Source organism: Psychrobacter sp. W2-37-MNA-CIBAN-0211, from assembly GCF_040309405.1.
Classification (GTDB): Bacteria; Pseudomonadota; Gammaproteobacteria; order Pseudomonadales; family Moraxellaceae; genus Psychrobacter; species Psychrobacter glaciei.
This window is the reverse complement of record NZ_JBEOOU010000007.1, coordinates 75,771-95,024: the sequence shown is the minus strand read 5'-3', so window position 1 is coordinate 95,024 and position 19,254 is coordinate 75,771. Positions and strand designations below refer to the sequence as shown.

Annotated in this window: 14 protein-coding genes; 13 read left to right on the top strand and 1 reads right to left on the bottom strand. The window is 45.5% G+C overall.

The window, feature by feature from the left end:
- The first annotated feature begins 3 nt into the window (after positions 1 to 3).
- From AAEY72_RS08795 to AAEY72_RS08780, 4 genes are all read left to right on the top strand, one after another.
- A complete protein-coding gene (locus AAEY72_RS08795; protein ID WP_194620792.1) occupies positions 4 to 729 on the top strand; it encodes an ABC transporter permease in 726 nt (241 codons plus the stop codon).
- A 196-nt stretch (positions 730 to 925) separates the two neighbouring features.
- Positions 926 to 1,642, top strand: a complete 717-nt coding sequence (locus AAEY72_RS08790) for a fumarylacetoacetate hydrolase family protein (protein ID WP_352310241.1) — start codon at positions 926 to 928, stop codon at positions 1,640 to 1,642.
- 254 nt (positions 1,643 to 1,896) lie between these two features.
- Positions 1,897 to 4,101, top strand: a complete 2,205-nt coding sequence (locus AAEY72_RS08785; RefSeq protein WP_352310240.1) for a PhoX family protein — start codon at positions 1,897 to 1,899, stop codon at positions 4,099 to 4,101.
- A gap of 235 nt (positions 4,102 to 4,336) precedes the next feature.
- The gene (locus AAEY72_RS08780; protein ID WP_352310239.1) at positions 4,337 to 5,821 is read left to right on the top strand and encodes an esterase/lipase family protein; all 1,485 of its coding nucleotides are present in this window, start codon (positions 4,337 to 4,339) and stop codon (positions 5,819 to 5,821) included.
- Positions 5,822 to 5,953: 132 nt separating this feature from the next.
- Here the strand turns inward: AAEY72_RS08780 and hslO are convergent, their stop codons facing one another.
- On the bottom strand, positions 5,954 to 6,934 hold the full coding sequence (gene hslO / locus AAEY72_RS08775; RefSeq protein ID WP_352310238.1) for an Hsp33 family molecular chaperone HslO: 981 nt from the start codon (positions 6,932 to 6,934) through the stop codon (positions 5,954 to 5,956).
- Between the two features lie 376 nt (positions 6,935 to 7,310).
- Here hslO and AAEY72_RS08770 point away from each other — a divergent pair, with 376 nt between their 5' ends.
- The 9 genes from AAEY72_RS08770 to AAEY72_RS08730 all read left to right on the top strand — a co-directional run bounded on the left by AAEY72_RS08770 (position 7,311) and on the right by AAEY72_RS08730 (position 19,223).
- Positions 7,311 to 8,282 (top strand): glutamate/aspartate ABC transporter substrate-binding protein, encoded by a 972-nt coding sequence (locus AAEY72_RS08770; protein ID WP_194620796.1) that lies wholly within the window; start codon positions 7,311 to 7,313, stop codon positions 8,280 to 8,282.
- A gap of 95 nt (positions 8,283 to 8,377) precedes the next feature.
- Positions 8,378 to 9,124: an amino acid ABC transporter permease gene (locus AAEY72_RS08765; protein ID WP_110921780.1), complete on the top strand. Its 747-nt coding sequence runs from the start codon at positions 8,378 to 8,380 to the stop codon at positions 9,122 to 9,124.
- A complete protein-coding gene (locus tag AAEY72_RS08760) occupies positions 9,121 to 9,792 on the top strand; it encodes an ABC transporter permease subunit (RefSeq protein WP_352310237.1) in 672 nt (223 codons plus the stop codon). The genes AAEY72_RS08765 and AAEY72_RS08760 overlap by 4 nt, the downstream gene beginning before the upstream one ends.
- A gap of 231 nt (positions 9,793 to 10,023) precedes the next feature.
- On the top strand, positions 10,024 to 10,755 hold the full coding sequence (locus tag AAEY72_RS08755; RefSeq protein WP_037033768.1) for an amino acid ABC transporter ATP-binding protein: 732 nt from the start codon (positions 10,024 to 10,026) through the stop codon (positions 10,753 to 10,755).
- A 215-nt stretch (positions 10,756 to 10,970) separates the two neighbouring features.
- On the top strand, positions 10,971 to 12,191 hold the full coding sequence (locus AAEY72_RS08750; RefSeq protein ID WP_352310236.1) for an FAD-dependent oxidoreductase: 1,221 nt from the start codon (positions 10,971 to 10,973) through the stop codon (positions 12,189 to 12,191).
- A 284-nt stretch (positions 12,192 to 12,475) separates the two neighbouring features.
- Entirely contained in the window at positions 12,476 to 14,248 is a 1,773-nt protein-coding gene (locus AAEY72_RS08745; protein ID WP_352310235.1) for an AMP-binding protein, read from the top strand.
- A gap of 351 nt (positions 14,249 to 14,599) precedes the next feature.
- The gene (locus AAEY72_RS08740; RefSeq protein ID WP_352310234.1) at positions 14,600 to 16,375 is read left to right on the top strand and encodes an AMP-binding protein; all 1,776 of its coding nucleotides are present in this window, start codon (positions 14,600 to 14,602) and stop codon (positions 16,373 to 16,375) included.
- 275 nt (positions 16,376 to 16,650) lie between these two features.
- The gene (locus AAEY72_RS08735) at positions 16,651 to 18,261 is read left to right on the top strand and encodes a carboxyl transferase domain-containing protein (protein ID WP_352310233.1); all 1,611 of its coding nucleotides are present in this window, start codon (positions 16,651 to 16,653) and stop codon (positions 18,259 to 18,261) included.
- A 152-nt stretch (positions 18,262 to 18,413) separates the two neighbouring features.
- Positions 18,414 to 19,223 (top strand): enoyl-CoA hydratase/isomerase family protein, encoded by an 810-nt coding sequence (locus tag AAEY72_RS08730; RefSeq protein WP_352310232.1) that lies wholly within the window; start codon positions 18,414 to 18,416, stop codon positions 19,221 to 19,223.
- Positions 19,224 to 19,254 lie beyond the last annotated feature (31 nt).

Genomic DNA, 19,254 nt, shown 5'->3' with positions numbered 1-19,254 from the left:
ACTATGGATTGGAATTGGCAGGTTATTTTTGAGCATATCCCTGACTTACTAGGCGGCGCGGTTTTGACCGTCCAACTAGTGATAATATCAGGTGTTATCGGGCTGCTCTTTGGTTTGGTTTTAGCTTTGTTAAGACTGTCTAAAAGCTGGGCAGTACAGATAATTCCTTTTCTGTATATTTTCTTTTTCCGTGGCACACCGCTGCTGGTGCAGATATTTTTGATTTATTATGGTCTTGGTCAGTTCGAAGCGGTACGTGATTCGTTCTTATGGGAGCCAGTACTGAGTAAAGCCTATTGGTGCGCTATTATTGCCTTTACGCTCAACACCAGTGCCTATTTGGCAGAAATCATTCGCGGTGCGATTCAAAACATTCCTATTGGTGAGCTAGAAGCGGCCGATGCGATTGGCATGTCAAAATGGCAAAAACTGACACGTGTTACCTTGCCGCGTGCTTTTGGTATTGTGATTCCAGCCTACAGTAACGAAGTCATCTTTATGCTAAAGGGTAGTGCGTTGGCATCCACCATTGCCTTGATGGATATCACGGGTGTTGCTCGTACGATTAGTGCGCGTACTTATACCTTAATGGAGTTGTTCTTTGCGGCTGGTATCGTCTACTTGTTATTGTCATGGGTGATCTTATTTAGCTTTAGACTGTTTGAAAAAAGAATGAACCGTCATGCCAGCTATGTGCCACCAGATGTGATGACCAATACGATTCCTTAGTTGTTTGTCATCAGATGGCTTATTATTGAAACGATTTATCGTTAACGTTATGCTAGATAGTGCTGAATTTGCTAATACAATCTGATAATTTTGCTGTGAAAGCCTGGGGCGTGTCCTCATTTTAAAAATGGTCACAAAATTTAGCCATTTTTAGCCCATTTAGATACAATCACTTGAATTGAGGACCCGCCCTATTATGAGCCAATCACCACATATGTCTTTAGTCAATGCCATTGCCGCAAGTGTCAATGATGATGACAGCGCTGAGAATGCCAATCAGAGCTTACGCGCGCCCATCGGAAAGGTCGTCTGCGTTGGTCGTAACTACGCCGCTCATGCTCAAGAATTGGGCAATGAGGTGCCAGCCGCGCCCATGCTATTTATGAAGCCAGCCTCTGCGGTGGTTTCTATTCGTCAAGGCGTTATCCGCCCAAATCTAGACCTGTTTGGCGATACGCATTATGAAGCGGAACTATGTGTTCAGCTATCGGCAGACCTATCAGCCGCGACGATTGAGCAAGCACAGCAAGCGATCGGCGGTGTGACATTGGGACTGGATTTGACCTTGCGTGACTTGCAAACTGAGCTAAAAGAAAAAGGTCATCCATGGGAGCGTGCCAAGTGTTTCGACGGTGCTTGTGTACTCGCCGACTGGATCGATCCGCAAGCGTTCGGGGATTTTACTGAGGTGCATTATCAGTTGACCATTAATGATACGCTGAAGCAAGACGGCGATAGTGCTTTGATGTTGTTTCCAGTTTATGAATTATTGGCCAATATCAGTCATGCGTTTAGCTTACAAGCAGGCGATGTGATTATGACAGGTACGCCAAGTGGCGTTGGCATATTGCACGCAGGCGATAAGCTCATGCTAAAATTGGGTGCGCATGAATGGCAGGCGCAAGTGCAATAAACTTGCTAAGATTACTATCAAGTATCAAGTATCAAGTATCAAAAATCCCAAGTTAACGCTTGGGATTTTTTGTTTTATCCGTCACCATAAAATTTTATCATCAGAAAGCTTGTCATCAAATTGTCATCTGCCTTTCAACGTACTGTCATAAATGCTCAGTAGACTTAAGCGTAATTCGTATTGTTGTGGCAGACAAGATACAGCCGCAACGAGCCTTTTTACGCCAATCCAGCCTAACAGCAAGGTGACTGATAATGACAGTATTGAATAATAAGCAACTGCTTGCCCACGAAGTCGTTGAGGACTCTAACCCTAGCGATAATATCGACTTTCAAACCATTATTAGTCGCCGCTTAAACCGCCGCAGTATTTTAAAAGGTGGCACAGGATTGACGGCAGCCGCTTTTTTTGGCGCGTTACCGTTGGTCGGCTGTAGTGACGATGATGACGGTAATACTGTCAATAATAGCGCAGGCAACAGTGCTGCTATTCCTGCACAGGGTGATCTCAAGCGTCCGGAAGCTTTGAAGTTTACCGCAGTGGCACACTCCACTGCCGAAACGATGAGCGTCGCTGAAGGCTACAAAGCGGAGATGATATTGCCACTGGGTACACCACTGATTTCTGGTATCGATGAGTGGAAAGACAATCGTGAGCAGTCTGCCGAGTCGTTCGAATGGCGCATGGGTGACAACCATGATGGCATGTGGTTCTTTGGTAAGAAAGGCGGCGCGTATGATGCTAAAGCGTCAGACAATGGCCTGCTGGTCATGAATCATGAATACGTGAATAGTAACGAATTGAGTCCGTTTGGCTACTATGTGACCCAAGATGATACTGCCGCCCCGATATTTCAAAATCGTCGCCTTGCTAGCGATGTGCGCCGAGAGGTCAATTGCCATGGTGTTGCGGTGGTCGAGATGAGCAGACGTGCTGACGGTACGGGCTATGAGATGGTGGCTGATTCAAAATACAATCGCCGTATTACCAGCAGTACGACCGCGCAGTTAGCTGGTCCTGTCGCTGGTTCTGATTTGGTCAAGACCAAATTTGATCCGACAGGCCTTCAGACGCGTGGCATCAATAATAACTGCGGTGCAGGACTATCACCTTGGGGCACGTATCTGACCACCGAAGAGAACTTCCTAGGCGTATTTGCGCGTGGACAAGATGCCAGTCAATTGAGCGCTGGGTACAACTACGGGCGCGAACGCTACGGGGCTATGGAGAATTTTCCGGGTTGGGAGTACCTATGGCACACACCAGAGGCCAAAGACGCCAAAATCCCTGACGAATTCTCACGTTGGGACATGACCGCTGTTGGGGCAAGCGCTGCCGATGATTACCGAAATGGTTTTAATACCTTTGGTTATATCACAGAAATCGACCCATTTGACCCAAAATCTGTACCTCAGAAACGTACCGCACTGGGGCGTTTTGCTCATGAAAACTGTGCCTATGCGCCTGTTGAGCAAGGCAAGCCCGTGGTCTTTTATATGGGCGATGATGCTCGCGGTGAATATATTTATAAGTTTGTATCCAAAGCCACATGGTCAAATTCGGATATCGGTGGCGGCCTAAAAGCTGGTGACAAGTATATGAATGAGGGCACGCTCTACGTCGCGACCTTTAATGAAAATGGTCGAGGCGAATGGAAGGCGCTGATTCATGGTCAAAATGGACTGGACGCTTCTAATCGTGACCTGCCTTTCAATGGACAGGATGAGGTTTTGATCTTTGCCCGTGCTGCTGCTGACGCACTAGGTGCAACCAAGATGGATCGACCTGAATGGGTGTCAGTTAGCCCTATGACTGGCGAGGTGTACGTGACCTTGACCAATAATAAATATCGCGGCGAGCGTGACGACCAGCCCGTTTCAGCGTCCAATCCGCGCAGCTATGAAGCAGGTGGCAAAGCGCGTGGCAATGACAATGGGCATATCATCCGCTGGGCAGAAGCGGGCGGCGATCATGCGGCAACGACCTTTGAATGGGATATTTATCTGTTTGCTGCGCCTAGTGGTTTGTCCGCAGAAAATTTATCGCAGTTAAATGCCAGCAATGATTTGTCTTCGCCAGATGGCCTGTACTTTGACCCACGTGGCGTGTTGTGGATTCAGACCGATGATGGTGCTTATACCGATACCACGAACTGCATGTTACTGGCGGCTCTACCGGGCAAGGTGAGTGATGGTGCGCTTACCACCACTTCGGCTGGGCAACAAACGTCAGTCGGCATGCTTGCTAGTGATGATAATATCAAACGTTTTTTCGTTGGTCCCGAAGGCTGTGAAGTGACGGGTATTACCATGACCCCAGACTTCAAAACGTTATTTATTAATATTCAACATCCTGGTAATACATGGGGTGCTATCGCTGGCGGCAAGACACCGCGCTCAGCTACAGTTATGATTACGCGCGAGGATGGCGATGTCATACTGGCCGAGTCATTTATATAAATAATTAACACTATATAGCAGATTTATAAAAAATTAATCAGTCTAAAAAATCCCAAGTAATGGCTTGGGATTTTTTTATTTTATGAGATCAATGACATCATCTAAGGCTTATCTCTATAAAATTATTAAGTTATTTGCTAAGAAACGTACCCGAAAGTCAAATCATTTCCCTTCTATTTGTCTCATTTAAAGGATAGTATGTAAAACTATCCCCTTTGCTGAATGTTTCAATATTATGAATCGTCCAAATTTATCTTATGCTGACAGTGTTATCCCTGATAGCGCTTACAGTAATGCCCGCAGCCGTCATGAACTTGAGGCGCATTTTGTCTCAGACGATAGCATGCCGCCGCTGCACGGTGATTTGTACGAGCAAATAGATCAACTTGAAGCCATCGATGTCGATGAGCTGGTCAAATTGTTGGCAGATGATAATAATGTGACGACGCTGCGTGAGCCTGTCTCTCTGGCTGATTTTTTTGAGGGCTTAGCCCAGCTGGCGACGATGGGTGTGGTTGAAGTCACTGACATCGTAGAAGCCATCCACCGTGAGGTTATTTTGCGTCCTCTAGGGCGTTTTAACGAAGGCAATGTTAACAATTGGCAACGTGGTATCACTGGACGCATTTATGGGACGATACGCCATATTATGCTGATGGTTGGTAATAATCTCGCATCAGTACTACGCATCTATAAAAGGGCGATCGATCAAAAAAGCTCACGACCATTGCCAGATTCTTTAAAGAAATTGGTCAATATCATCAATGGCGTCATGGGTGATCACCTCGTTAATAATGACAATGCGCTTGCTGTTCCGATGGTGTTATACGACAGAGACGGCAATCTACAACGCGAAACGCTATCAGGGCGTGTCGCTATTTTGTGCCATGGTCTATGTATGAGTCACTTAAGCTGGCAAGCTCAAGAAAGTAATGACTTAGGCGTGGCCATTCATACCAGTCAGCCTGATACGACAGTGTTGTACTTGGACTACAATACAGGCAGACGTATCTCACGCAGCGGTCGTAAATTCTGTCAATTATTACAAGATTTGGTCGACAATAACCCCAATATCAGTCAGATAGATTTGATCGGTCATAGTATGGGCGGCTTGGTCTCTCGTAGCGCGCTGTTTTATGGCGAGCAAGAGCGCCTAGACTGGATAAAACGAGTGGGCAATCTCATCACGCTAGGCTCGCCGCATCATGGCGCCGTGCTGGAGCGTATTGGTAATTATGTGCAAGACATCATCGCCAAGCTACCATTTGCAGGCTCGCTTGCCAAGCTTGGTGATATGCGTAGTGCGGGTATCATTGATTTGCGTCACGGCAGTATTCGTGATGCTGACTGGAATTCTCTAGAAGGTCGTAATGTGCTGCCGCAAGACTTTCGCCACCCTGCACGGTTGCCAAGTGGTATCAAAACCTATTTTGTCGCCAGTGCTTTGATTGAGACGCATTACGAGTCTAAAGTGACAGATTTGCTAGGGGACAGCTTGGTATCGGTCGCATCAGCGCTGGGCGAGGATGATGTCGAGCATGCTTTGTTTGTACCAGACGGTCACAAAGCAATATTTTATGGCGTCAATCATATGAACCTAATTCATAGTAGACGGGTGCGCGAGCAAGTCGTTGAATGGTTGCTCGATAATGGACGAAGTGACTATGCTGGTAGAACGCGCATATATTCTTACCCTAGAAGTTTAGATGTGGCAGTGTAGAGGATTATAACCTCAAATTTTTACAGCATTTGAGGTTGTAAAATATACGGCCTCTCAAACACAAAACCCCTCAAGCATCACACTTGAGGGGTTTTGTGTTTCTATAAAGGCTAATCCATAGTGATGAAAAATTTACTCAGCGAATATCGCTGCTACATCATCTTTATTGAACTTATAGACTTCACCGCAAAATCCGCAATCCATCTCAAATGTCCCGTTTTGCTCTTCGACGATGTCTAAAGCCTCTGCTTCACCGATTTGTTCGATTGCCATCTCGCATTTTTCGCGCGAGCAGGTGCAACCAAATGCTAGGGGAGCAGGGTCGGGTGCCACGATGTTTTCTTCATGATACAAGCGATACAAAATCTCGTTGGCATCCAGCGTCGTCAGCTCTTCTGGCTTGACCGTACGCGTCAATACAGACAAACGCGTCCATAAATCATCATCAATACCAGCATCTTCATTTTGCTCGACTTCAGCCGTTTCTTCAGCCGTACGCGGTAGCATTTGTACCAATATACCGCCCGCTTGCAAGCCGTCAGATGCAAGGTTAATCAACGTCGGAATCTGTGCAGATTGCTTCTGATAATGTGCCAAGCAGTCTGCCAAATTATCATGGCTACGCTCGACGATACCTTGATATGGCTCGCCGCCCTCAGGCTGAATGTTGATAAACAACACGCCTTGTCCAGTCGCGCCCAGCTCAGCAAACGCTTCTTTGGCATGGGTCATATCATTCCAAGCTTGCACTTGCTCATCAGTCTCGCCCTTCCAGCTGGCAAGCGCACGGATGATACCGTCTTGATCGCATTCTGCCATCGCCCAATTCAGCAAGCTATCGCTGTCTGATGATTGCAACTGAATAGAGAGGCGACCATTGATTTTGACCGTACTGATAAGCAAACTCGCTGCCGTCAACATCTCGCCCAATAGGCGTTTGATGGCTTCAGGGTAGGGCTTTTGGGCAATCGTGCTTGCATAGCTGCGTGATAGGCGTACCACATCACCGCGTACAGGCGAATCTTCAATAAAAAAACGTTGGCGTACGTCGTTGTCATTATGATTGCCAGCAGTTTGGCTGTCCGTATTTGGGACTTGAGTATCTTGTGTCATAAGTCATTTATAGTATTAAGAAGTTGTTAGCTTTATGGGGATTACTGCTGATTTATCAATCACAGTTACCATACTGTTTTATCACTTATGGGTAATAGTGATCGATAAGTGCTCTTATAGGTTCGTCAGATATCTGTGAACCTCTGTGGTGGTGTAATAGCTGTGAGCCATCGAACTTTAACCAAAAAATAAATAGATTCCAAAATAACACTTCCCTCAAAAAAAAATCACCCTCTACCGTGAATTTGTTGTACAGTAACATTAAGTTGCATTGTGTTAAACAATAGCAACAACCGTACGGATGCGGGGCAGTCAGGTCAGCCAGACCTATGTCGTCCAAGCACTCATTTAATCTTGTGATAAAAGGATGTATTTCATGACCTACTCATTTTCCAAACCGTTGACTTTAGCTGTGTTAATGGCATTGGGCCTAACAGGCTGTAATAACAGCAGCCAAACCAGCACTGACGCGCCAGCAGATGATGCAGCGACTTCAGAGACTATGAACGGTACGCTACAAAAAATTAAAGACTCTGGCACCATCGTTGTCGGCTATCGTGACTCTTCTATTCCTTTTTCATATGTTGCCGATGATCCTAACCAGCCTATGGGCTATGCGCATGATCTAGAGATGAAAGTGGTTGAGGGTATTAAAGAAAAACTCAACATGCCAGATCTAGAAGTTCGTTATAACCTCATCACCTCACAAACTCGTATTCCTTTGGTTCAAAACGGCACGGTCGACTTCGAGTGTGGTTCAACAACCAATAACGTCGAGCGTCAAGAGCAAGTGGCTTTCTCTAATGGTTTCTTTGAGATTGGCACCCGTCTATTGACCAAAGCAGACTCTGGTATCAAAGACTTTGAAGACCTAAAAGGTAAGCGCCTAGTAACTACCGCTGGTACCACATCAGAGCGTTATATTCGTCAGTACAATGATGAGAAAAAGATGGATACCGATATCATCTCTGCTAAAGATCATGGCGAAGGTTTCTTGATGTTAGAGAGCGGCCGTGCTGATGCGTTTATGATGGATGATGTATTGCTAGCAGGCGAAAAAGCCAAAGCTAAAAATCCTGATGAGTGGGTCATCGTTGGTACGCCGCAATCATTTGAGATTTATGGTTGTATGATGCGTAAAGACGATCCTGAATTCAAAACAGTCGTAAACGACGCGCTGAACAAAACCTTTAGCTCAGGCGAAATCAATAGCATCTATGACAAGTGGTTCCTAAACCCAATTCCACCAAAGAACGTCAACTTGAACTTTGAGATGTCAGACAACTTAAAAGCACTTATCGCCAATCCACATGATAGCGATCAGCCTAAAGTAGCAGTTGCACAGTAGTATTTGTCCTTCAATCTAGCTTGCTTACGTGTTCAGATCGGACTCATCGTTCATCTGACACGTAAGTTTTTCAATCGCTGTTCGGAGAGACAATCATGAATTATAGCTGGAACTGGGGTGTGCTCTTTGAGCATACGGGTATTGGCAACGAGCTGTATATCCACTGGATGATTACTGGTCTTGGCTGGTTATTACTGATTGGTAGTATTGCTTGGACCATCGCGATGGTCGTCGGTACTGTCTTCGGTATCATGCGTACCTTACCTAACAAAACAGCTCGTCGCATTGGCACCGCTTATGTGACCTTTTTTCGTAATATTCCGCTGCTTGTGCAGCTATTTTTTTGGTTTTATGTGGCACCTGGTTGGTTGACACCAGCGTTACAAGAATGGTGGTTTAGAGATTTGTCGCCGAATACATCCGCGATGCTCTCAGCCAGTATTGGTTTAGGACTGTTTACAGCAGCTCGTATCGTCGAGCAAGTGCGTACCGGTATTGAGTCGCTACCAAAAGGACAAGTAAACGCGGCGTATGCGCTAGGCTTCACTATTCCACAAGCTTATAAACAAGTACTGCTACCACAAGCATTCCGTATTATCTTACCGCCGCTCAGCTCTGAGCTGACCAACTGTTTTAAAAATGCCTCTGTCGCCTCGCTGGTTGGCGTCATGGAGCTCATCAGTCAAACCAAAACCATCAGCGAGTACACACAGAATAGCCTTGAGATTTATACTTATGCGACGATTATTTATCTCGTCTTTAATCTCTCGCTAATCGCTATTATGGGTTTGATCGAGCGTAAATTACGAGTACCAGGGCTTATCGCAGGGAGTCAGAAATGAGTATGATGACCGAACTTGCGACCGCGTATCCAGGCTTAATGGGTGGGATGATTACCACGCTAAAAGTCCTGTTTTTGGCTATCATCGGTGGTATCAGCTTAGGTACCGTATTGGCGCTCATGCGCTTATCAGGTATCAAAGCATTAGAGATTCCCGCTAAGCTGTATGTTAATTATTTTAGATCCGTACCGTTACTGTTGGTGCTACTGTGGTTCTACTTTGCCGTTCCGATGATTTATTTTTGGATAGCGGGTAAGTACTTACAACTAGATGCAGCCTTTGCCTCTTGTGTTGTCGCGTTTATGATGTTCGAAGCGGCTTACTTCTCAGAAGTCGTCCGTGCGGGTATTCAGTCTATCGGTAGTGGTCAGGTTAATGCGGCTAAAGCATTGGGCATGACTTATGGGCAAACAATGCGTTTGGTTATTTTGCCACAAGCCTTTCGCAAGATGCTGCCGCTCATATTGCAGCAATGTATTATCTTATTCCAAGATACGACTTTAGTGTTCGCTATTGGTCTGACTGACTTCTTCCGAGCGGCATACGTACGTGGTGAGCTAATGGGACTATTGACGCCTTATATCTTGGGTGCTGGAGCGGTGTACTTTGTCCTAAGCTTGGCAGCTTCAGTCGGCGTACAACGCGTACAGAAAAGGTTAAGGTTTTAGTAAAGGACTGTTAAGCGTTAGAGTCGATCAATGCATGATTGTCTGATCTCATTGGGTAGACTCTAACTCTTTCAAAATTTAACTGCGTTAATTATTAATATATTTTGCACGACTGCAATTGGGCAAGATTAAGATTAAGAATAAGGCTAGGAGCCAATGATGAATGATGCTAAAACGTTTACAAATGACTTTGGTGGACTGGTCACAAATAGTGGTCATGCTAGCAGTGAGATGGTCGTTGAGATAGATAGCGTTAGCAAGTGGTACGGCGACTTTCAGGTACTGACTGACTGTACCGCTCATGTCCACAAAGGCGATGTCGTCGTGGTCTGTGGTCCATCGGGTAGCGGTAAGTCCACCTTGATCAAGACCGTGAATGGGCTAGAGCCTTTCCAAAAAGGCAATATCATGGTCAACGGCATCTCTGTCGGTGATCCAAAAACCAACTTACCTAAGCTACGTAGCCGTGTCGGCATGGTGTTTCAGCATTTTGAGCTATTTCCTCACTTAACCATCATCGATAATTTAATGGTCGCGCAAATCAAAGTGTTGGGCCGTAAAGAGAGCGAGGCCAAGAAAAAGGCGATGGCGTATCTAGATCGAGTAGGGTTGACCGTTCAAGCCAATAAATATCCTGCTGAACTATCAGGTGGTCAACAGCAGCGAGTCGCAATTGCTCGTGCGCTCGCGATGGATCCCATAGCGATGTTGTTCGATGAGCCAACCTCAGCACTCGATCCTGAGATGATTCAAGAAGTGCTTGATGTCATGGTAGAGCTGACTCGTGATGGCATGACGATGATGTGTGTGACGCACGAAATGGGCTTTGCCAGTCAAGTAGCCAATCGTATTATCTTTATGGATGAAGGTCATATTGTAGAAAACTGTAGTAAGGATGAATTCTTTGAAGGCGCGAAAAGTGAGCGTGCGCAGCAGTTCTTATCAAAGATTCTCAATCACTAACCATTTATACCGCGCTTATTATGTAGCTTTATGAAATACAAAGCGTCTATTAATGAATAGGCGCTTTTTTTGTGCGTGATAGCTTGATGCATTTCATAGTCATATCGATATGATTGGCTATACAAGTGAGTAGATGAGTGAATGGCTGTTTACTGATACAATGGCGGTCAATATTCTAACAACTAAAATAATCTCTTATTTATATTGGAGCTAATATGAGCGCTGAAAACTCAGAAGTATTAAACAACGGTATTGTCATCGTTGGTGCAGGTTTGGCAGGCTGGCATGTGGTTGATGCCATTCGTGCGAAAGACAAAGACATTCCGATTACTTTGGTGACAGCTGATAGTGGTGATCGTTATCATAAACCAATGCTGACCATGGCCATTAGCCAAAAGAAAAGTGCGGCAGACTTAGTAAGAGCCACTGGTGTTGATGCTGCAGAAGCTGCAAATATTAAGCTACTAGCCAACACGCAAGTGACGGGTGTTGACACGACCATTCAACAGCTGCAATTGGTCTCTGCACAGCGCTCAGATCCAGCCAACACGGATTATGCCACGATCAGTTATGGCAAGTTAGTACTGGCGATGGGTGCGCATCCTATCTTCCCAAAAAGTTTACCAGAGGATCTAGTCTGGCACGTCAATCATATTGAGCGTTTTGGACAGTTGCAAGAAAAGCTCGCAACAGGTAGCCAGCACGTTGCCATCGTCGGCGCGGGTATGGTTGGGACAGAAATTGCCGAAGACTTACTCAAAGCTGGTCATCAGGTGACACTCATTGATTTAAACGATGCACCACTATCACAAATGCTACCGCCAAAAGCGACGGCTCGTATCGCTCAAGCGGTCAAGTCGCAAGGGATTAACTTTTTAGGGGGTTATCAAGTATCTGCTATTACTCGTATCAGTGATGGAAAGCTACAAGTCAGTTATGAGGCGCTAGCATCAGCGACAGACAGTACGACTGTTGAGCCAATTGAACCGCTCATCGTAGATCATGTGATTGCCAGTACAGGTCTGACGGTCGATGATAAGCTGCCTGCTGCTGCTGGCGTCGAGTTCAATCGTCGCACTGGTATCGTGGTGGATGCGCCAACATTGCGTACCAGTACAGCCAATATTTATGCGATTGGTGACTGCATGTCTATCGATGGCGTGCCTTGTCGTTACGTGGCTCCATTACGCGCACAGGCTGCTACCATCGCTGATGATATCTTAGGTCATGAACACAGTGGCTATGAGCATAAACCGCCCATGATTCGCCTGAAAAACAAAGCAATCTCTGTCATGGTAACAGGTGTGCCGCAAGCGACTGGCAACTGGCAGGTCAAGATGGAAAGTGATGAAGAGCTGGTCATGGACTTGCTTAATGATAGTGATGCAGTCAGCGCAACGGTAACGATCAAAGCACCTGCAGTGCTTAAAGCCTAACGGATAAAGCCTAATTGTAAAAGCATTATAAAACATAGCCAGTGTTGCCATCTTAATGCAGCGCTGGCTTTTTTATGGCTGTTACTTTTTATCTCAACTATAATCGATACGTACTGTATCTATATGATTGACAGGCTTTCATTTAAGGCGCTATATTGGCTAGGGCGTGATTCAATTATAGTCTATGGTGACAAAGAGTATTTAAGGAAGAATATGGCATTTGCCTACGTAGTCTATTACCGCTCTGATAAAACATATTAAACAGCAAAACGAAAGGATTCGTTATGATTCAAGTTTCTGACTTTGACCGTACTAATAATGACAGTATTCTCAATAATGTTCCCAAGGTTGATATAGGCGCACGCTCAGCAAATGCGCCACTCACCCAAAGCCATGATAAAGGACTTGATGTACCATTGATTGAGGCGACCATCGGTGATTTTTTCGATGCCATTGTTAGTAGATACCCTGAGCGTGAAGCCTTGGTTTCTCGCCATCAAAATATCCGCTGGACATATCGCGAGCTACAGCAGAAAGTCAATCAGTTAGCGAGTGCCATGATTGAGATGGGGCTTGAGATCGGTGATCGTATCGCTATTTGGTCGCATAACAATGCTGAATGGCTGTTGATGCAATTAGCCACGGCAAAAGTCGGTGTTATCCTTGTCAATATCAATCCTGCTTATCGAACTTTTGAGCTGCAATATGCGCTGAATAAATTGGGCTGCTCGGCATTGGTGTTGATGCGTCATTTTAAAACCAGTGACTATACGCAAATGATTCGCGAGCTATGTCCTGAAATTTATCATAAGAATTATCAACAACTTGATTTGGTCGAGATTCCAACGATTGAACGCATCATTTGGATTGATGAGCCAGACTCTGACGAAGACTTTAATTTTATGCAAAAGTTCTCTGCATGGATGGCAGAGGGTGATGCCGATGATCCACGTGTAGCTGAGCGCCAAGCCCAGCTTAAGAACACCGATGCTATCAGTGTGCAGTTTACCAGTGGGACGACAGGTACGCCAAAAGGTGCCACCTTAAGCCATCGCAATATCCTCAATAATGGCTATTTTCTTGGCGAAGGAATGAAGCTGACCTGCGATGATAGGCTATGCATTCCATTGCCGCTTTATCATTGCTTTGGCATGGTGGGTGGTAATTTAGCCATTTTAACCCATGGTGGTTGCGCCGTTTATCCTAATGATGGTTTTGATCCGCTGACCGTATTGCAAACGGTCGAAGAGGAGAAATGCACCGCCTTGCTTGGTGTGCCGACGATGTTTATCGCGGAGCTTGATCATCCAGATTTTGATAGTTTTGATTTGACCAGCTTGCGTACAGGCGTCATGGGTGGCTCTAGCTGTCCGATAGAAGTCATGCGCCGTGTCATGGATAAGATGCACATGAGCGAAGTCACTATTGCGTATGGTATGACCGAAACCAGTCCAGCGTCTTGTCAGACCAGCTCACAAACCCCACTCGAAAAAAGAGTCTCTACCGTCGGGATGGTGCTGCCAGCGCTTGAGGTTAAAATCGTTGATACTGAAACAGGCAATGTCGTCCCGATTGGCGAGACGGGCGAGCTACTGACCTATGGCTATGCCGTCATGAAAGGCTATTGGGGCAGCCGCTCTAAGACACGCGACGCAATCTCTGATGGCTGGATGCATACTGGTGATTTAGCAGTGATGGACGAAGATGGCTATATCACTGTGGTTGGTCGCAGTAAAGATATGGTTATTCGTGGCGGTGAAAACATCTATCCCGTAGAAATCGAGAACTATCTCTATCGTCATCCTAAGATTCGCGATGTACAAATCGTTGGCATTCCTGATAAAAAGTACGGTGAAGTGCTTGCAGCGTGGATTATTGCAAAAGAGCCGAACAGCTTAAGTGAAGAAGAGGTAAAGCAGTTCTGTCAGGATCATATTGCTCATTATAAAGTGCCGACCTATTTTCGCTTCGTCAATGAATATCCGATGACCGTGACTGGAAAAATTCAGAAATACAAAATCGTTGAGCAAATGATAGAGGAGTTGGGTCTAGAGTAATTTGGCATCATTTTGAGCAGTAGCCATTATCCAGTGTGAAAGGATTATGCAGTGCAACTATCAAGCATTGATACCGTTAATTGCTAAAGAGGCCAACCATAATACCAATTGTATGGTTGGCTTTTTTATGTCAAATATTTGCCATGATTCTATGCTACCTTTTACCAAGTGCAAGTATTTAATGACTAATTAAATGATACATACTGTATTGATATTGTTGACACGCTTTCATTGATGGCGTTATAGTAGCTGAATGCTATGTAAGACCTGATCAAGGAAGAAAGCTTGCCCACAGGCTATCAATAAGCACTATCTATAAATACTATAAAAAGTAAAACGAAAGGACTCGTTATGACTCAACATTCCGATTTGAACGCGACTCACGTTGATTTTGATGCTATTTTAAATAATATTCCTAGTATCAACATGGGCGCACGCTCAGCGAATGCACCGCTTACCCAAAGCTATGACAAAGGTCCTGATGTGCCGCTGATTGAAGCGACTATCGGTGATTTCTTTGATGCTATTGTCTCTAAATATCCAGAGCGCGAAGCACTGGTCGTGCGCCATCAAAACATCCGCTGGACATATCGTGAGCTACAGCAGCATGTTAATCAGCTGGCCAGTAGTATGATTGAGATGGGGCTTGAGATTGGCGATCGCATCGGCATCTGGTCACACAACAATGCTGAATGGTTGCTCATGCAATTAGCGACGGCAAAAGTCGGTGTTATCCTCGTCAATATCAATCCTGCCTACCGTACTTTTGAGCTGCAATATGCCTTGAATAAATTGGGCTGCTCAGCGCTCGTGCTTATGCGTCACTTCAAAAGCAGTGATTACGCCAGTTTAATCCGCGAGCTGTGCCCTGAGATTTATCATAAAGACTATACGCAGCTTGATTTGGTTGAGATTCCGACGATTGAGCGTATCATTTGGATTGATGAGCCAGAGTCGGAAGAGACCTTTGGGTTTATGCAGAAATTCTCTGCATGGATGGCGGAAGGCGATGCCAACGATCCACGTGTTGCAGAGCGTCAAGCCCAGCTCAAAAATACGGATGCCATCAATGTGCAGTTCACCAGTGGTACGACTGGTACGCCAAAAGGGGCAACTCTAAGCCATCGCAATATTCTTAACAACGGTTACTTTATCGGCGAGGCTATGAATCTCACTGAAGAGGACAGACTGTGCATTCCAGTACCGTTGTATCATTGTTTTGGTATGGTGCTTGGCAACCTAGCGATTCTCACGCATGGCGGCTGTATCGTTTATCCGAACGATGGGTTTGAGCCATTGACCGTATTGCAAGCAGTTGAAGAAGAGAAGTGCACAGGTCTACATGGCGTGCCAACGATGTTTATCGCAGAGCTCGACCATCCTGAGTTTAAAAACTTTGATTTATCGACCCTGCGAACGGGCATTATGGCTGGCTCTAGCTGTCCGATTGAGGTCATGCGCCGAGTCATCGATAAGATGCACATGAGTGAAGTCACCATTGCATATGGTATGACAGAGACCAGTCCAGTATCTTGCCAGACCAATGAGCATACGCCGCTTGATAAGCAAGTATCGACGGTGGGGTTGGTACAGCCTGCACTTGAAGTTAAAGTAATCGATACCGCAACGGGTGAAATCGTGGCGCTGGGCGAAACAGGCGAGCTACTCACGCGTGGTTATTCAGTGATGAAAGGCTACTGGGGCAGTCGCTTTAAAACGCGCGAAGCCATCCAAGATGGCTGGATGCATACGGGTGATTTGGCAACCATGGATGAAGATGGCTATGTCAAAATCGTTGGCCGTAGTAAAGACATGGTCATCCGTGGTGGAGAAAATATCTATCCAGTAGAAATTGAAAACTACCTTTATCGTCATCCAAAGATTCGTGATGTGCAAATCGTCGGTATTCCTGATAAAAAGTATGGCGAAGTATTGGCTGCGTGGATTATCCCTAAAGAAGCTGGCTGTTTGACTGAAGAAGAAGTACGCCAATTCTGTAGTGAGCATATTGCTCATTATAAAGTGCCAGCTTACTATCGCTTTGTCACTGAATATCCAATGACCATCACTGGCAAAATTCAGAAATATAAAATCATTGAGCAGATGAAAGAAGAGCTGGGATTATAGTTAATCTGACTATTATGTCTAATTTATTAAAAGTTATGGTCGATACCAAGTGGAATAAATACGTTATGGTATAACGCGAGACTTGTATTAATTTTTCTAGCTTGCTGTGCCTACGCCGACAGAGGCTACAAAAAATTCATCCAAATCTCGCTGTATCGATTATAAATTGAACTGACTATATGAATAAGAATACGAATCCAGACTAAAATAACCAGTAGCTAGAATAATTTGCATAAAAAGCTACTCGCATCTACGTATTAAAGAAAAGGGATATCATGAGCGCTATCATAACCAGTAAACTGAGTCCAAACTCAAGCGACTTTCAGCAAAACAGTGCCGCGATGCAAGAGATAGTCGATGACTTGTATGTACACTTGCGTAAAGTCGCTCAAGGCGGCTCAGAGCGCGCACGAGCCAAGCATTTAGCCCGTGGCAAACTTTTGCCTCGTGAGCGTGTCGAGCGTTTGCTTGATGTGGGTACACCATTTTTAGAAGTGGCACCGATGGCCGCACATGATATGTATGGCGAAGAGATTCCAGCGGCTGGCGTGATTGCGGGTATTGGCCGTATCAATGGTATTGAGTGTATGATTGTCTGTAATGACGCCACAGTAAAGGGCGGAACGTACTATCCAATGACGGTCAAAAAGCATCTACGAGCGCAAGAAATTGCGCAAGAAAATCATCTACCGTGCATTTACCTAGTTGATTCAGGTGGTGCAAACTTACCGAACCAAGATGATGTATTCCCTGATAAAGAGCATTTCGGCCGTATCTTTTTTAACCAAGCTAACCTGAGTGCCGCGGGTATTCCGCAGATTGCCGTGGTCATGGGCAGCTGTACCGCTGGCGGTGCGTATGTGCCTGCCATGAGCGATGAATCTATTATCGTCAAAGAGCAAGGCACTATCTTCTTGGGTGGTCCGCCACTGGTAAAAGCAGCGACAGGCGAAGAAGTCACTGCCGAAGATTTGGGCGGCGGCGATGTACATACCCGTCTGTCAGGGGTCGTCGATCACTTAGCACAAAGCGATACCCATGCGTTGTCGATTGCGCGCAACATCGTTAGCCATCTAAATCGTCCTGCGAAGCAAGTGCCCAATCAAATTAAACCGCGTCCACCACGCTATGATGCCAAAGAGCTATATGGCGTCATTCCAACGGACAAGCGCAAGCCATTTGATATCAAAGAAATCATTGCTCGTATCGTCGATGACAGTGCTTTTGATGAATTTAAATCACGCTTTGGCACGACGCTGGTTTGCGGATTTGCTCATATTGAAGGGATGCCTGTTGGTATCATCGCCAACAACGGTATCTTATTTAGTGAGTCAGCACAAAAAGGAACACACTTCATTGAGCTGTGCTGTAAACGCAAAATCCCATTGGTATTTCTTCAAAATATCACGGGCTTTATGGTCGGTCGCAAATATGAAAACGAAGGCATTGCCCGTCATGGTGCCAAGATGGTGATGGCAGTCGCCAATGCAAAAGTGCCAAAATTCACGGTTATCGTTGGTGGTTCGTTCGGCGCTGGTAACTACGGTATGTGTGGTCGCGCTTATAGCCCGCGTTTCTTATGGATGTGGCCAAATGCCCGTATCTCGGTGATGGGCGGCGAGCAAGCCGCCTCGGTACTAGCAACGGTCAAACGTGATAATTTTGATCGCAAAGGCGAAGCGTGGAGTGATGAGGACGAAGCCGCATTTAAAGCGCCGATTCGTGAAATGTATGAAGAGCAAGGTCATCCATATTATGCGACGGCACGTATGTGGGATGATGGCGTGATTGACCCTGCTGATACGCGACATGTATTGGCATTGGGATTGAGCGCTGCCTATAACGCTCCGATCGAAGAGACGACTTTTGGTGTTTTTAGAATGTAATAATTTTAAGGCCTTCCCATAATAAGCTACTACTGCATCAACCTCATTTGAAGTACGATTTGTACATCTACATTCGGTTTCCTTGTATTAACATTATTATGGATTGACCAAGCGTTGGTTTAAGTATTTACATAAAAAATATAGAGAAAGTTATGCAAAAAGACAGTGATAAAAATTATAAAAGCTTATTGGTTAAAGTCGAACAGCACGTGGCTACGGTGACATTAAACCGCCCTGAGATACGTAATGCCTTTAATGATGAAATGATTGCTGAGCTAACTGATGCATTCAATACGCTTGGTGTTGATGATGAGGTACGTGTCATTGTGCTAGCGGCTGCTGGTAAGGCCTTTTGTGCAGGTGCTGATCTCAATTGGATGCGCGCCATGGCTGACTATAGCTATGAGGAAAACCTAGCAGACGCAGATAAATTGGCACAGATGCTTAAAACTATTTACGAGTGCCCAAAACCAACAGTTGCGGCTATTCAAGGCGATGTTTATGCCGGTGGCATGGGATTAGTGGCTGCTTGTGATGTGGCCATCGCTGTCAAAATTGCAAACTTCTGCTTAAGTGAAGTGTGTTTGGGTTTAGCCCCTGCAACGATTAGCCCTTATGTCATCCGAGCACTAGGTGCTAGAGCGTCGCAGCGTTATTTCTTAAGTGCTGAAGTATTTGATGCCAAAAAAGCACGTCAGCTTGGCTTTATCCATGAGCGTGTTAGCGAAGAGTGGCTAAGTGATGAAGTAGCTGCGTTCTGTAATAAGGTCGTCAAAAACAGCCCTGATGCGGTAAAAACCTGCAAGCAGCTATTACACGATGTCGCTGGTGCACCTATTACAGATGAACTGATTGCTGATACGGTCAAAGGTATCGCTGATATCCGCTCATCAGAGCAAGGCAAAGAGGGCGTGCAAGCCTTTTTGCAAAAGCGTAAACCTGATTGGCTGACAGCAGACTAACGATATAAATGGGTAAATAGACAAGACGTCA